The organism is Mesorhizobium sp. M0522 (assembly GCF_040321085.1).
Taxonomy (GTDB): Bacteria; Pseudomonadota; Alphaproteobacteria; order Rhizobiales; family Rhizobiaceae; genus Mesorhizobium.
In genome coordinates this window covers 78,607-93,848 of record NZ_JAMYQW010000015.1, presented here as the reverse complement: position 1 = coordinate 93,848, position 15,242 = coordinate 78,607, and the positions used below count along the sequence as shown (strand labels likewise).

The 15,242-nt window shown below is 62.8% G+C and carries 14 protein-coding genes; 10 read left to right on the top strand and 4 right to left on the bottom strand.

Features of this window, described 5'->3' with window-relative positions; genetic code table 11:
• Nucleotides 1–2 precede the first annotated feature (2 nt).
• The 4 genes from NKI58_RS17960 to NKI58_RS17945 form a co-directional block, all read right to left on the bottom strand.
• Nucleotides 3–860: a carbohydrate ABC transporter permease gene (locus tag NKI58_RS17960; RefSeq protein WP_023676025.1), complete on the bottom strand. Its 858-nt coding sequence runs from the start codon at nucleotides 858–860 to the stop codon at nucleotides 3–5.
• 9 nt (nucleotides 861–869) lie between these two features.
• Nucleotides 870–1,793: a carbohydrate ABC transporter permease gene (locus tag NKI58_RS17955; protein WP_352452414.1), complete on the bottom strand. Its 924-nt coding sequence runs from the start codon at nucleotides 1,791–1,793 to the stop codon at nucleotides 870–872.
• Between the two features lie 150 nt (nucleotides 1,794–1,943).
• On the bottom strand, nucleotides 1,944–3,389 hold the full coding sequence (locus tag NKI58_RS17950; protein ID WP_352472259.1) for an ABC transporter substrate-binding protein: 1,446 nt from the start codon (nucleotides 3,387–3,389) through the stop codon (nucleotides 1,944–1,946).
• Nucleotides 3,390–3,433: 44 nt separating this feature from the next.
• On the bottom strand, nucleotides 3,434–4,408 hold the full coding sequence (locus tag NKI58_RS17945) for a sugar-binding transcriptional regulator (RefSeq protein WP_023676028.1): 975 nt from the start codon (nucleotides 4,406–4,408) through the stop codon (nucleotides 3,434–3,436).
• A gap of 228 nt (nucleotides 4,409–4,636) precedes the next feature.
• On the opposite strand from NKI58_RS17945, the gene NKI58_RS17940 reads away from it, so the two are divergent.
• The 10 genes from NKI58_RS17940 (at nucleotide 4,637) to NKI58_RS17895 (ending at nucleotide 15,242) form a co-directional block, all read left to right on the top strand.
• Complete coding sequence (locus tag NKI58_RS17940; RefSeq protein WP_352569335.1) at nucleotides 4,637–5,680, top strand: LacI family DNA-binding transcriptional regulator; 1,044 nt, start codon at nucleotides 4,637–4,639, stop codon at nucleotides 5,678–5,680.
• A gap of 36 nt (nucleotides 5,681–5,716) precedes the next feature.
• The gene (locus tag NKI58_RS17935; protein ID WP_352455244.1) at nucleotides 5,717–6,985 is read left to right on the top strand and encodes an ABC transporter substrate-binding protein; all 1,269 of its coding nucleotides are present in this window, start codon (nucleotides 5,717–5,719) and stop codon (nucleotides 6,983–6,985) included.
• 75 nt (nucleotides 6,986–7,060) lie between these two features.
• Nucleotides 7,061–7,906 carry a carbohydrate ABC transporter permease gene (locus NKI58_RS17930; RefSeq protein WP_352452410.1) on the top strand — a complete coding sequence of 282 codons (846 nt, stop codon included), beginning with the start codon at nucleotides 7,061–7,063 and terminating at the stop codon, nucleotides 7,904–7,906.
• On the top strand, nucleotides 7,903–8,745 hold the full coding sequence (locus NKI58_RS17925; RefSeq protein WP_352691225.1) for a carbohydrate ABC transporter permease: 843 nt from the start codon (nucleotides 7,903–7,905) through the stop codon (nucleotides 8,743–8,745). The genes NKI58_RS17930 and NKI58_RS17925 overlap by 4 nt, the downstream gene beginning before the upstream one ends.
• Nucleotides 8,746–8,766: 21 nt before the next feature.
• Nucleotides 8,767–9,807: an ABC transporter ATP-binding protein gene (locus tag NKI58_RS17920; protein WP_352786816.1), complete on the top strand. Its 1,041-nt coding sequence runs from the start codon at nucleotides 8,767–8,769 to the stop codon at nucleotides 9,805–9,807.
• Nucleotides 9,808–9,839: 32 nt separating this feature from the next.
• A complete protein-coding gene (locus tag NKI58_RS17915; RefSeq protein ID WP_352786815.1) occupies nucleotides 9,840–11,120 on the top strand; it encodes an amylo-alpha-1,6-glucosidase in 1,281 nt (426 codons plus the stop codon).
• Between the two features lie 192 nt (nucleotides 11,121–11,312).
• A complete protein-coding gene (locus tag NKI58_RS17910; RefSeq protein WP_023676035.1) occupies nucleotides 11,313–12,713 on the top strand; it encodes an SWIM zinc finger family protein in 1,401 nt (466 codons plus the stop codon).
• Nucleotides 12,710–13,354, top strand: a complete 645-nt coding sequence (locus NKI58_RS17905) for a DUF5691 domain-containing protein (RefSeq protein ID WP_352786814.1) — start codon at nucleotides 12,710–12,712, stop codon at nucleotides 13,352–13,354. The genes NKI58_RS17910 and NKI58_RS17905 overlap by 4 nt, the downstream gene beginning before the upstream one ends.
• Nucleotides 13,342–14,142, top strand: a complete 801-nt coding sequence (locus NKI58_RS17900) for a hypothetical protein (RefSeq protein WP_352853575.1) — start codon at nucleotides 13,342–13,344, stop codon at nucleotides 14,140–14,142. Before NKI58_RS17905 ends, NKI58_RS17900 begins: the two co-directional genes overlap by 13 nt.
• Before the next feature lie 20 nt (nucleotides 14,143–14,162).
• Nucleotides 14,163–15,242 carry an ATP-binding protein gene (locus NKI58_RS17895; RefSeq protein ID WP_352853574.1) on the top strand — a complete coding sequence of 360 codons (1,080 nt, stop codon included), beginning with the start codon at nucleotides 14,163–14,165 and terminating at the stop codon, nucleotides 15,240–15,242.

Below are 15,242 nucleotides of genomic sequence, written 5' to 3'. Positions count from 1 at the left end.
GACTATCCTTTCACCGCGCCAAGCGACAGGCCTTCGACGAGATAGCGTTGCGCATAGAGCGCGAGCGCCAGCGTTGGCGTGATCGACAGCACGATCGCCGCCGAGATCTGGCCATACTGGATGCCCGAGGAGGTGATGAAGGCGAGCGCGCCGACCGTCACCGGCTGCTTGTCGGCCGAGGCGAGCACCAGCGCAAAGACGAAGTTGTTCCAGGCAAAGATGAAGGCGAGCAGACCGGCAGCGGCAATGCCTGGGCCGGCGAGCGGCAGCGCGATCTTGCGGAAGGTGGCAAACCAGGAATGTCCGGCGATGCGGTAGGCGTATTCGATGTCGGCGGGAATGTCCTCGAAATAGCCGCGCACGATCCACAGGATCAACGGCAGGCAGATCAGCTGATAGACCCAGATCAGCCCGATATAGGTGTTGGCCAGCCCGAGCTTCTGGAAATAGAGGGTGAGCGGCAGGAGCACCAGCAGCGCCGGCGCAAACCGGAACGACAGCAGCGTAAAGGCAATGTCCTCCGAGCCGCGGAATTTGTGCCGCGCAAAGGCGTAGGCCGCCGGAACGCCGAGCAGCAACGCGACGGCAACCGAGGTGACCGACAGGAAGACGGAATTCCAGAGGTTGCGCATGAAGGCGATGTCGAGCGTGCCGGCCGCCGTCATCAGCTTGCCGGTGATCAAGGCAGTGTAGTTGGCGAGCGTCGGCTCGAAGACAAGCTGCGGCGGAATCCGCAGGATTGTCTCATTGGTCTGGAACGACATCATCAGGATCCAGACGATCGGGAACATGAAGAAGATCACGACCAGCGCCAGGGCAATGCCGCGCAGGATGCGTTCGAGAAGCGAGGTGTGTTCCACGCCAGCCTCCTATGCCTGGCCGCGGGCGCGTTCGCGCAGTCGCAGCCAGTTCTTGATGAAAATGTTCGAGAGGAAATAGGTGATCGCCCACAGGATGATCATCAGTGCCGCCGAGCGGCCGACATTGGTCGACTGGAAGAAATTGAGATAGGCCTCGACCTGGAACACGGTCAGCGTGTCGCCCGGACCGCCCTGCGTCATGGCGTAGATGATGTCGAACTGCTGGATGGAATCAAGCAGGCGGAACAGGGTCGCCGTCAGGATGTAGGGGGTCAGCATCGGCAGTGTGATGCGGAAGAAGACGAAGCTGCGTGGCACGCCGTCGAGTGCTGCCGCCTCGAAGGGCTGCGTCGGCAGGCTGCGCAGACCTGCAAGCAGCAGGATCATGATGAAGGGCGTGTAGACCCAAATGTCGACGAGCACGACGGTGAGCAGCGCCGTCGACGGAGACGAGGCCCAGCGGAAATCCTGCAACCCGATCAGGCTGGCGAGATAGCTGAGCACGCCGAAACCGGGATTGGTCATCAGCTTCCACATCAGCGCGGCGAGCGCCGGCGCCGTCATCAGCGGCATCAGCAGCATGATCGAGATGAAGTTGTTCAGCGTCGAGCGCTTTTGCAGTAGCATGGCGATGCCGAGACCGAGAAGCAGTTCAAGCACAACGGTGATGCCGGCGTAGAGCAGCGAGATCTCCAGCGTGTTCCAGAACTTCGGGTCGGTGAAGAAGGAGATATAGTTGTCGCCCCAGTTGAACTGCCGCGCCCAGGGTTGGCTCAACCGGTAGCGCTGGAACGAATAGACCACCGACGTCAGGAACGGGATCAGGATGCCGATGCAGACCAGCAGAGCCGGCAGGCTGAGGAGATAGGGCAGCACCCGCTTGCTGATCCTGAAGCCCGACGGCCTGTTTCTTTGTATTGTCGCCGCAGTCATCGGCTGCTCCGTCATCCTGTTGCTTCGCCGTCCCGGCCGCCCAAGGGAGCAAGGCGGCCGGTCGGGCGAGCAGGCGGCACCTTTCGGGACCGCGTCGCAAACGTCACATCTCAAAGGCTGGCCCGCGGACGGGTCAGCCTTGGCCGCGGCTTAGCCGAGCCCGGCTTCCTTGAGCTGGCTGTTGATGCTCTCGGCCAGCTTGTCGAGGCCCTCGTCGACCGGCACTTCCTTGGCCACCATCTTCTGCAGCGTCGCCGCCCATTCGGTGGTGAGATCGAAGAACAGCGGCTGCGGGGTGAACTTGATGCTGGCGCCCGGCGCCGAGACGTCGAACATCTCGACATAACCCGGATAGCTCTTGTTCAGCTTCTCGCGGAACATCTCGTCGTTCCAGACCGACTGACGAACCGGATTGACGAAGTCCATCTTGGTCGCACCGAACAATGCATGCTCGGGTCCGGATGCCCATTGCATAAAGTACCAGGTGGCGTCCTTGTCCTTGGAGAAGTTGGACATCGACAGCGACCAGATCCAGATATTGGGCGTCGGCGCCTTGGCGGCAGGATTGGCCTTGAATGCCGAAAAGGCGAGCTTGCCGGCCATCTTGTTGTCGCCGCCATTCATGAAGTAGCCAAGGATGTCGGCGTCGTAAATCATCGCCGAAGCACCTGCACCGAGATCGGTGCCGACCTGGTACCAGGTGTAGGTCGACCAGTCCTTCGGGCCGCTCTCCTGGATCATCTGGACCCACTGCTTGTGGAAAGCCTTGGATTCGGCGGTGTTCATCGCGGCCGACAGCTTGCCGTCAGCCGAGACGTTCAGGTCCTTCTGGTCGAAATTGGCGTAGGCCGACAGGAAGCCCGGGTGGATCGTTGCCCAGGAGCGCGAGCCGCGCACGCCGATGCCGTAGACGCCACCGCCGACGTCCTTGGTGAGCTTCGCCGCCGTAGCGACCATCTCATCCATATTGCCGGGAACGCTGACGCCGACCTTGTCGAACATGCCCTTGTTGTAAGTGATGTTGTTCTGTTCGAAGCCCCACGGAATGCACCATTGCTTGGCGTCTTCCGAACCGAGCGCGCCGCCCGGCTGACCGTTCCAGGCGCAGGAATTCTTGACGCCTGGCAGGAAGTCGTCCCAGGCATATTTCGGGTTGGTCTTGGCCGGATCCTTGATCCATTCGTTGAGGTCGGTGATCCAGCCGGCCGGGCCGTAGGTCCAGGTCATGTAGGCGCCGGTCATGAAGGCATCGTATTCGGGCGAGCTGGCCGACAGCGCGGCGGTAACCTTGTCGAAATAGACGTCTTCGGGGAACACGTCATAGACGACTTCCATGCCGGTCAGCTTCTTGAAATTGTCGAGGTTGGCGATCATCGCATCGGCGTAAGGATGCTTGTTGAGCAACAGCTTGATGGTTTTGCCCTTATGCGCCTGCCAGTCGAAATCAGCCGCCAGGGCGCGGGTCTGCCCGAAATTGAGCAGTGTGCCGGCGGTGCTGGCGGCAAGGCCCATTGCACCGAGGCCCTTGATCAGCCCACGGCGGTCGACTTGTCCACGCAGGAATGCGTCGATGAGGTCTTTCTCTTTCTCATGCATTTCTCTTCTCCTCCACAGGGTAGTTTCAACGAAATGGTTGCCGGCTACCCGACCGGCGTCTGTTCCACGAGCGATCGCGCCGTCCGCTCGTCGGTTATCAAGCCTTTGAGATAACGGCCCTCCAGCACTGACTTGATGGCGCGAACCTTCACCTTGCCGCCGGCGACGGCGACAATCCTGCGGTTGCTGATGTCTTCGCGCGCCAGTGCCAGCGCCCGGTCGGAAAGCGTCGTCGCAACGGCCTTTCCGGCATCGTCGAAGAAATGGCCGAGCAGTTCGCCGACACCGCCGTTGCGGCGGATCTCCTCCATCTCGCCCTTCTCGATCATGCCGGTGGCGACAAGCGAGGCCTCACGTTCGGCGGTGCCGATGCCGGCGATGAGCAAGTCGGCGGACTTGGCAAGGTCGAAGACATCGCTGACGCCTTTCTGCCCGAGCAATACTGTTCGATCCTCGACCGTGTTGGCGAACATCGGTACGGGCATCACATAGGCCTCCGCACCAGTCCGCTCGGCGACGCGGTGGATGACGTCATGGGGGTTGGCCGAGAACTTGCGCGTCAGGCCGCCAAGCAGCGAGACGAAACGGATCCTGCCGGCCGATATGCGCGGCAGATATTCCACGCAGGCGGCAAGCGTGCGGCCGTGGCCGACGCCGATCAGCGCCTCTTCGCCGCGTTCGATCTCGCGCTTGAGAAACTGCGCGCCAGCAATGCCGAGCGCCTTGAGCGGCAGGTCTTCGGCATCGAAGTCCGGAACCACCTCGCAGTAGTCGAGGCCGTACCGGCCGGACAACTCATCCTCAAGCTCCACGCATTCTGAGACTTCGCCGTCGATGTAGACTTTGACCAGGCCTTCCTGATTGGCCTTGGTGATCAGGCGATGCGCCTTGAGACTGGTCAGGCCAAGCCGTTTGGCGACCTCCGACTGGGTCAGGCCGCCGGCATAGTGAAGCCAGGCGGCACGGGCTGCCATGCCGGTCTCATCGTCGCGCAGCAGGCCGTTGCCAAAACCAACCATTTCCGCCCTTTGATATTTTTATCAGTTGCTGCAAAATTTTTCACAAGGCGTCGCCCGAGTCAAGCAACCGCTGCGTTTAAATCTCCGGCCAGGAGCTTGCCGGCCGGGGCCGAATAGGGCCGCGCTAACCAACGGGCAAGAAATAACACCGACCGCGCGCCATTTAAAACGTTTGCAATTTCGCTTGAAGTGATTACAAACGTTTCAAAACTTCGTTCGGGAGGAACGATGCCGGCCCGCGTTACCACCCTCAAGGAACTTGCTGCGCAGCTCGGCCTGTCGATTACCACCGTTTCGCGCGCCCTTGCCGGTCACGAGCAAATTGCCTTGAAAACGCGCCAACGTGTCGCCGAGGCTGCGCATCAGGCCGGCTATGTGCCGAACACCGCAGCCCGCACGCTGGTCTCCGGCCGCAGCGGCTTTGTCGGCATGGTGCTTCCGATCCGCGGCCCCAATCTGGTCGATTCCTTCCTCGGCGAATTCGTCACCGGGCTCGGCGAAGGGTTGGTTTCGCACGGCTCCGACCTGATCCTGGCCGCAGCGGCGCAGGGCCAGTCGGAACTTTCCGTGCTTCGCCATGTCGTCGAATCCGGACGCGCCGATGGGGTCGTCGTCACCCGCATCGCCGAGGTCGACGAGCGGCTTGCCTATCTGCGTCACCGCAATTTCCCGTTCGTCGCGCATGGCCGGCTGCTCGACGGCGACTTTGCCTACCATTGGCTCGATACCGATGGCGCGCACGCATTCGGCGAGGCCTTCGACATGCTCTACGATCTCGGACACCGCCATTTCGGCCTGGTGACGATTTCCGAGCCGATGACATTTCGCCATCTCAGACAGGACGGGCTCGCCGCCGCGATCGCCCGCCGGGGCGATCCGTCCGTCAGGCTCGATGTGGCGACGGCGCCGCGTTTCGATCGCGGTGCCCGCATCCAGGCAATCAACCGGCTTCTGCACGCCACCGAGCGGCCGACGGCGATTGTCGCGCTGTTCGACGAGCTGGCGCTGACTGTGATGGAAGAGGCGGGGCGCGCCGGACTTGCCATTCCTCGCGACCTTTCGGTGATCGGCTTCGACAACATAGCCGCCTCCGCCTATGCGCCGCCGGGGCTGACCACTTTCGACGCCTCGATCCGCCGGTGCGCGCGCGAGATCGGCGAGATGCTGCTGACCGTCATCGGCGACAGGCCGGACGCGCCACTGACGCGGCTGGTCCGGCCGACACTTGTCTCGCGGGCAAGCCATGGCCCGGCACCCACAGGACGGAACTGACGCCTTAGCGGCGCACAACCAGGGAGGAAGACGACGATGAATGCGTTGAGGACATTGGCAGGTGCGGTGCTGGCGTTGTCGCTTGCTGCCGGCGCAGCACAAGCCCAGCAGGTGTTGTTCTGGTCGACACAGGCGCGACCAGTGGAAGAGACACAGAAGATGCGCAGCGAAGTGCTGAAGGGGTTTGACGGCCAGGTCGACTATCAGGTCGCCGAGGACGGGCCCTGGCTCACCCGCCTTCAGGCCGAACTGCAGGCCGGCTCCGGCACCATAGGCGTGCTCGGCGGCCTGCACGGAGACTTCTCCACCGTCGGCGCGAACCTTGTCGATCTCTCTGGCGTCGATCTCGGTGGCGTCAAGGTCAACGAGACCTACAAGAAGCTCGGCATGCTCGGCACCGGCGAGCAGAAGTACCTGCCATGGATGCAGGCCACCTTTCTGATGGCGGCCAACAAACAGGCGCTGCAATATCTGCCGGCCGGCACCGATCTCAACACCATCACTTATGACCAACTGATCGAGTGGGCGAAAAACATCGCTGAAAAGACCGGTTCGCCCAAATTCGGTTTTCCGGCCGGCCCGAAAGGGCTGAAGCACCGTTTCTTCGAGGGTTTTCTCCTTCCATCGTATACCGGCTCGATGGTGACGAAATTCCGCTCGGCGGAGGCCGAGACGGCGTGGAATAAGTTCAAGGAATTGTGGCAATACACCAACCCGAATTCGACCAACTATGCCTTCATGCAGGAGCCGCTGCTGACCGGCGAAGTCTGGGTGGCATTCGATCACGTGGCGCGCCTCGCCGACGCCTTCAACCAGAAACCCGACGAGTTTGTCGCCTTCCCGGCGCCGGCTGGCCCGGCAGGCCGCGGCTACATGCCGGTGGTGGCCGGTGTCGCTATCCCGAAGACCTCGCCTGACATGGACAAGGCCAAGGCGCTGGTCGCCTATATGCTGAAACCGGAAACCCAGATCGCGACGGTGAAGGCGACAAACTTCTTCCCCATCGTCGACGTCAAGCTGCCCGACGACATGCCGGCCTCGGTGAAGGCCTTCAGCCCAGTGATCGCCACCATGACCGGAGCTCCCGATGCGTTGCCGGCGCTGCTGCCGATGGGACTTGGCGGCCTCGGCGGCAAGTTCAACCAGGTCTACACCGACAGCTTCGAGCGCATCGTGCTCGGCGGCGACGATGTGCACGGCGTGCTCGACGAACAGGCGACGGCGCTGAAGGCGATCATCGATCAGGCGAAGGCGCCATGCTGGGCGCCCGACAAGCCCTCGCAAGGCGCCTGCCCGGTCGATTAAGAATCCTCCCGGGCGTCCGGATTTCCAGCGCGCCGGGCGCCCACCCCTTTTGAAGCTTCGAATAGAGAGCGCTCCATGCACAGCAAGGCCCTGCCCTATCTGCTGCTGACGCCGGCGACGCTGTTCCTCTGTGTCTTTTTCCTCTACCCGTTCGTGTTGGTCGCCTTCGAGGCGTTCACCCGCGACGGCGGCTTTACGCTCGACAATTTCCGCACCATGGCGGGCAGCTGGAAGTTTCCGGTCACTGTCCGCAATACGCTGCTGCTGAGCGCCATCGTCGTGCCGATCCAACTGGTGATGGCGCTGCTGATGGCAACGGTGGTGTCGCGGCTTGAAACCGGGCGCAGCGCTGCGCTTTACATCTTCGCTATTCCGCTCGGCATCTCCGATCTCGCCGCCGGGCTGATCTGGCTCGCCATCTTCGACCAGTCCGGCTTCCTGAACACCTTGCTCTCCAATCTCGGCGTCATCGACAGGCCGGTCATGTTCCTCGGCTACCAGAGCAAGCTGACGATCTTCATCGCCGTGGCGCTGGCCGAGATCTGGCGCGCGACCGCCATCATGATGGTCATTCTGGTCGCCGGCATGGGGCTGATCCCCCGGGAATACTACGAGGCGGCGGAGGTTTTTGGCGCTAGCCCGTGGAAGCGCTTCATCAAGATCACGCTGCCTCTGCTGCGCCCAAGCCTGCAGACGGCGATCATCCTGCGCGTCATCCTTGCCTTTGAGGTCTTTGCCGTGGTTGCAGCACTCGGCGGCACCAATCTGCCGGTGCTGATGGGCGAGACCTACAATTGGCAGTTCACGCTGCAGGACCACAATGTCGCCGCCGCCATGGCGCTGTTCATCCTCGCCATCTCGATCGGCTTCACGCTGTTCTTCCTGCGGGTGCTGCGTGTGCCGAAGGAGACTCGCATATGAGCACTGTCGCGGAGATCTCGATTGCCGCGCCTGAGGCCCGCAAAGCCGGCAACTGGTTGCTGGTCGCAACGGTCATCCTGCTTTGCGTCTGGGTGCTGCTGCCGATCTATCTGTTGATCGTCAACGCGCTGTCGTCGCCGGAAGAGGTGACCGCCTTTCCCAAGCGCTTCTTCCCGTCATTCGATTTCGGCAGCCTTTCTTTCTTCATCAATTTCGCCGGCGTCGCCAAGGCGCTGTGGAACTCCGTTCTCGTCGCCACGCTGACGATGCTCCTCTCGATCGGCTTCGGCGCACCCGCGGGCTACGCGCTGTCGCGCTTCGAATTCCCGGGCAAGGAAACGTTCCGTTTCCTTGTGCTGATGACCCGCGCCTTCCCGCTGCCGCTGCTGGCGCTGCCGCTGGCGGTGATGTTCATCCGCACGGGCCTCGACGACACCGCGATCGGGCTGGCGCTGGTCCACACCACGCTGGCGCTGCCGTTTGCGGTGCTGATCACCTTCTCGCTGTTCTCCGGCATTCCCGTCGAGCTGGAGGAGGCGGCCTGGACGCTCGGCTGCACGAGATTGCAGGCATTCCGAAAAGTCATTCTGCCGCTGGCGCTGCCGGGCATCGCGGCGTCGGCGGTGTTTGCCTTCACCATCTCCTGGAACGAGGTGTTTGCTGCCGCAGTGCTCACCATAGAGAACCGGACGCTGACCGCCTTCCTGTTGCAGAGCCTCGGCGAATCGCCGCTCTACCTCAAATTTGCCGGTGGCGCGGCACTGGTCATTCCGGCGCTGATCTTCATCTTCGCCGTTCGCAAATATCTGTTCGCCATGTGGGGGATCGCCAACCGATGACGCGCATAAAAGAGAACGCCGATGGCTGAGATCGTCATCAAGCAGGTGGCAAAACGTTTCGGCGGCTTCACCGCGCTGCATTCGATCGACCTGACCATCGCCGACCAGGAATTCATGGTGCTGCTTGGCGCCTCGGGTTGCGGCAAGACCACGCTGCTGAGGATCGTCGCCGGGCTGGAAACGCCAAGCCAGGGCGAGGTCTGGATCGGCGGCCGTCGCGTCGACCATCTGCCGCCGCGCGAACGCGGCATCGCCATGGTGTTCCAGAATTACGCCGTGTTTCCGCACCTGACGGTATTCGAGAATATCGCCTTCGGCCTGCGCATGAAGAAGCTGCCGCAGCAGGAGGTCGACGGGCGCGTCAACCGCACCGCCGAGCTCATGCATATCGAACAGCTTTTGAAGCGCTATTCGGGCCAGCTTTCCGGCGGTCAGCGCCAACGCGTGTCTGTGGCCCGGGCCCTGGCGATGGAGCCTGACGTGATCTTGATGGACGAGCCGCTGTCCAACCTAGACGCGCTGCTGCGGCTCGAAATGCGCGCCGAGCTCAAAGGTGTGCTCGCGGCGTCCAAGACCACCACCATCTACGTTACCCACGACCAGGTCGAGGCGATGAGCCTCGCCGACCGCATCGCCGTCATGCATCAGGGCCGTATCGTCCAGGCCGCCTCGCCGGTAGAGGTCTACCGCAATCCGGCGGCCCGCTTCGTCGGCTCCTTCATCGGCAACCCGCCGATGAATTTCATCCCGGCGACGAAGACGGCCGACGGCAGTTGGACCGTCGCCGGGCTGACGCTGCCCGGCCCCAAAACGGACAAGCAGACGATAGAATTCGCCATTCGCCCCGAGGATGTGGACGCCGGCAACGAAGGTATTAACGCCACCGTGCGCGTTGTTGAGCCGCTCGGACCGCACACGCTGGTCACCTGCGACGTCGAGGGCGGCCTGTTCCGCGCCATCCTCGAATCGAATGCCACGGTCGCCGTCGGCGATCACTTGCGGCTTTCGCCCAAACCCGATCGCATCCGCTGGTTCGATCCCGAAACCACCAACGCCCTTTGATCTCCTTCGATTCTGAAAGTACGAACGCCCCGATGATATCTCTTGCTGTCGACGAAACCATCGCCCGCGCCGTCGAGGTGCTCAGGGAAAATGACCAAGGCACCTATACCATACCGACCAAGGGGCTCTACCCGTTTCAGTGGAACTGGGATTCCTGCCTGACCGCGCTCGGCCTTGCCCACTATGACGAGGCGCGCGCCTGGACCGAGATCGACACGCTGTTCGCCCACCAATGGCCAGACGGCATGGTGCCGCACATCGTCTTCCATGTCTGGAGCGACGGCTATTTCCCCGGGCCGGAGGTCTGGCGAACCAACCGCCCGACTGCCACCTCCGGCATCACCCAGCCGGCGGTCGCCGGCTTTGCCGTGCGCCGCTTGTTCGACCAGGCCAAGGACAAGACCCTGGCGGCCGAGCGCGCCCGCGCGCTGTTGCCGAAAATCGATGCTTGGCACCGCTGGTTCTACGAAAATCGCGACCCGGACGGCGAAGGGCTGGTCGCCATAATCCACCCATGGGAGTCCGGCCGCGACAACTCGATCGACTGGGACGAGGCGTTCGAGCGCGTGCCGACCGAAGGCGTCGAGCCCTACACCCGCCGCGACATCCTGCACGCCGATCCGGCGCATCGTCCAACCAAGGCACAGTATGACCGCTATGTCTGGCTGTTGCAGCATTTCCGCGGGCTTGGCTGGGATAATGCCCGGCTGCACGATGCCTCGCCATTCCAGGTCGTCGATCCCGGCTTCAACGCCATCCTGATCCGTTCCGCCGCCGACCTTGCCGATCTCGCCGAGGCACTTGGCGAAACCGAAATCGCAGAAGCCAATCGCGCCCGTGCCGAAAAGGGGCTTTCGGCAATGGAACGGCTGTGGAGCGACGCGCATGGCCAGTACATTTGTTTCGACCGAGTGGCCGGAAAGCATGTTGACAGCGCGTCGGTCGGCGGCATTCTGTCGGTATTTTCGGCCATCCCGGAAAGCCGGGCAGCGACCATCGCTGCAACGATCGAGCGCATCGCCGGCAAAGCGCGTTACATCGTCCCGTCGCACGATCCTGAGGATGGGCGCTTCGACCCAAAGCGCTACTGGCGCGGCCCGGTCTGGCTGGTGGTCAACTACATGATCGCCGACGGCCTTGCCGCCGCCGGCCACAGCCAAATCGCACAACGGATCACGCAATCCAGTCTCGAGCTGATCGCCGAGAGCGGTTTTGCCGAATATTACGATCCCCTCAGCGGCGAGCCGCTCGGCGGCAATCGCTTCACCTGGACCGCGGCAATGGTGATCGAGTTCCTGAAGGGCAGAGCCTGAACGCTTCCGCCTAGGCCGCCGGCTACCAAAGCCCGTTCTGTCTGCCGAATAACAGTCGACCCCATTTGCGTCTGAGGCATGTCCCGGCCCATCAAAACAGGGCCAAGGCATGCCAATCTTCACCATGCCAGAGCTATAATAATTCTTCACAAACCGCTATCTATACTGCGTCGGGGCGGGGAGAAGCGCGGCTTGGAATTCGATCTGAAAACCATTGAGGCGCTTGCTCCCGATCAGGCGTCGCTGAGCGCCGCCTCCAAGCTCACCAAACGAACGAACTGGCCGCGGCTCGAAAAGCATGAGCAGCAGGCGCTCATCTGGGGCGAATGCCAGGGCTCCGGCTCCAATCCTTATCGAGTGGTGGTCGACACGGGTGATCACGGCTACAAATGCACCTGCCCTTCGCGCAAATTCCCATGCAAGCACACTCTGGCCCTGATGTGGATTGCCGCCACCGCGCCAGCCAGTTTTGCCGCTGCCAATACCACGCCGGAATGGGTGAATGACTGGCTTGGCCGACGCAGGAAGACAACGCCACAGCCGGCGCAACCGGTACCCGGTGCGGAAGCCAAGCGCATCGGCGAAGCCTCACAAGCCGACGAGAGCACCGCCATTGAAGACATCGCGGCGCTGGAGCGTCGCGAGGCGGCGCAGCGCAAGCGGGCGGAAAGCACACGAGAAGCAGTGTCGGCTGGGCTCGATGAGCTTGACCAGTGGATTGCCGACCAGTTACGGCTCGGTCTGTCCGGGTTTGTCGACGCCAGCAGCGACCGTTGCCGGCGGATTGCTGCGCGGCTGGTCGATATGAAGGCAGCCGCGCTCGCCGGCCGTATCGACGAGATTCCGTCGCGGCTGATGGCGCTGCGCAGCGAGGAACGGTCTGATGCGGCAATCCGCGAGCTCGGCAAGCTCGTGCTGCTGGCCAAGGCGTGGCGGTCCGAGCCCGACGACCCCGAGCTGAAGCGCCTCGTATCAACGTCGGAACCCCGCGAACAGGTTCTCAGCAGTCCGGATGCAAGACAGGTTGAAAGCCTCTGGGAAGTTCTCGGCGAGAAGATCGAGAGCCGCCGCGATGGTCTGGTCAGCCATTCGACCTGGCTGCTCGATTTGAAAAGCGCCACCCCGCAATTTGCCGTGCTGCTCGACTTTTTCCCGGCTTCGGCCGGGCGCCGGTCCAACGCTTTTGCACCAGGCGACCGTTTCAATGCCCGACTGGTGTTTTATCCATCACGCCTGCCGCTCCGCGCCCTCGTGGTGGAGCGCATGGGGGAGGTTGTGCCCGGCGCGTGGCCCGATTTTGCTTTTGGCACCGCGAAGGATCCGCTCGCCACGCATGCTTCCCATCAGGACGCCGCGCCCTGGATCGCCGATTGTCCCCTCATGCTGCCGCCCGGTGCTATCCTGCTCGACGATCGGGGCACGGCATGGTGGCAGGCGGAGGATGAACCGCAGGGGATCGCCTTGCCGATCGCCGGCGCGGTAGATCAAACCTTGCTCGGCCTCGACCTTGCAGCCACGGCAGCGCTCTGGAACGGCGCCCGGCTTGAGCTTCTGGCGGCGCAAAGCGAGTTCGGGAGGCTTGATCTGGCGTGAACGAAAGCGAGCAAACAGGCCTGGCGGCAATGCGCGATTGCTGGATCACCGGCGGTGCTACGTTCGATCTGGCTCCGGCCGGATGGAAGGCAATCGCCGGCGGTGCAAGTCCCGACGAACAGGAGCGCCGGCTCCTGGCAATCGCAGCACAAGCGCTCGACGTCGCGCTGCGGCCGGCCGCGCCGACGACACTCAAGCGTCGTCCGCCGCTGCCCAGACTTGCCCTGCCCATTCTGCCGGCACGATTTCGGCCGTTGTTGAGAGCCGCTCTGAAGCACGCCGCCGACGCGAGGCGAAAGGCACGCGTGGCGGCGCTCGTCGCCAGCCGCGGCTTTGTGCTCCATCCCATGGACTGGATGCCCTCGGATCAGAACAGCCCGGACGTCTACGCACCATGGGTAGACTGGCAAGCAAGCATGAACGGGGAAAGGCTTGCCCCACAAGAGAAACTGACTGCGGAAAACTGGGATGAGTTCTATCCCGCCGCGCGACGCTTGGTCCTTGCCGATATGCGCCGTACCGACCCGACATCGGCTCGAATGTTGATCGAAGCCAAGGCGTCGGGCGAACCGGCGGAAGTCAGGCTTGCGCTGGTCGAGCTTATGCGCTTCGGCCTGAGTGCGAGGACGTGCCTTTCCTGAAAAGCCTTTCCGCCGACAGGTCCGGCAAGGTGCGCGAACTGGCTGGCCGGCTGCTGGCAAGATTAGGAGAGCACGTTCGCCCGAGCGACGGTGGACCGGACGATCCCGTAGCCGAACTCGCCGCCTTTATCACTGAAGGCAGATCGGGCTTCATCCGCCGCCGGACGATCTACACTCCAGCAAAACTAAAATCCCAAGTGCAGGAGCAACGCCGCGCCGAACTGTTCGAGATATGCAACCTCGTCGAGGTTGCCGAACGGTTCAACACTACGGAAGCCGAATTCATAGGAGGCTGGCAATTTGGTGCCGACAATAAAGCCGACATCCTGATCGCACGAATGGTCGCCGCCTCAGGGAGCGAAGCCGCCCTTACGCAGATGGCGGATATGCTTATCGCCGAAGGCGGCAAACCGGCGCTGTTCGTGCTTCACCTCATGCCGCGCCTGGACAGCCGCAGAAAGCGTGTCCTCATCAGGCTGATCCTCAAGGAGACAACTTATCTTGGCATGATCAACCTGGCGGAAGGCATCGATGTCGACCGGCTGGAATGGGACGACCTGACGAATGGACAGGCGCTCGCCGCACTGCGTTCCGCCGCCGGCGGAAAAGACGACGCCGCGCGGCGGGGTCTCGACGATGTACTGGAGACGATCGGCTTCCTTGCCACCGCGACCACGGCAGCGAAATTGATCGACGACATGGTCGCGGCGGGCGTGCCGCCCGCGGCTCCTTCACTCGGGCTTCTACGTCTCAATGCATCACTGGCGGGGCCTGGAAGCAACACATGACCAATCCGGAGAACAGCAAAATGAACGCAGCCATCCGCCTCCCGGTCGAGCAGGCCTACGCTTCGGAATTGCAGGCGCTGGCGCGCGATGACGACCGGCAGAGGCCTGCCGGCTGGAGCCTGTCGCCACAGGCTGTGCTGACCTATTTGCTAGGCGGGAAGGCCGGTGACGGCACCTTGGTAACGCCAAAATATGTCGGTCGCCGCCGGTTGATGGAAACCGCGGTAGCGACGCTCGCCACCGACCGTGCACTCTTGCTGCTCGGCGTTCCCGGAACCGCCAAGTCCTGGGTGTCTGAACATCTTGCCGCCGCCATCATGGGCGACTCGACGCTGATCGTGCAGTGCACGGCCGGCACCGACGAGAACCAGATCCGCTATGGCTGGAACTATGCGCAGCTACTGGCAAAGGGCCCGAGCCAGGAAGCGTTGGTGCCGACGCCGCTCTACCGAGCCATGCAGAACGGCAAGCTCTGCCGGCTGGAGGAACTGACCCGCATGGGCTCAGACGTGCAGGACACGCTGATCACCGTGCTTTCCGAAAAGATGATGCCTATCCCGGAATTGAACACCTCGATCTACGCCCAGCGCGGCTTCAACATTATCGCCACGGCAAACAACCGCGACAAAGGTGTCAACGAGCTCTCCTCGGCGCTCAAGCGTCGCTTCAATGTCGTGGTGCTGCCATTGCCGGAAGACATGGCCGAAGAGGTGGCGATCGTCTCCAAACGGGTCGACGAGATGGCTGGCGGACTCGACCTGCCGGTGCCGAAAAATGTCGGCGAGGAGATCGCCCGTGTGCTGACCATTTTCCGCGAATTGCGCTCCGGCGCGACTGCCGACGGCAAGGTGACGCTGAAGACGCCTTCCGGCTCGCTGTCGACCGCAGAAGCGATCGCCACGATGGTTGGCGGGCTCAGCCAGGCGGCGTGGTTCGACAGTGGCAAGCTCGGCGCCGAAGGTCTCGCCGCCAGCCTTGTCGGCGCGATCGTGAAGGATCCGGTACAGGACAAGGTGGTGCTGGAGGAATATCTGGAAACCGTGCTCAAGAAGCGGGCCGACTATGCCGGCTGTTACGCGGCGCTGAACGCAGCGATCTGA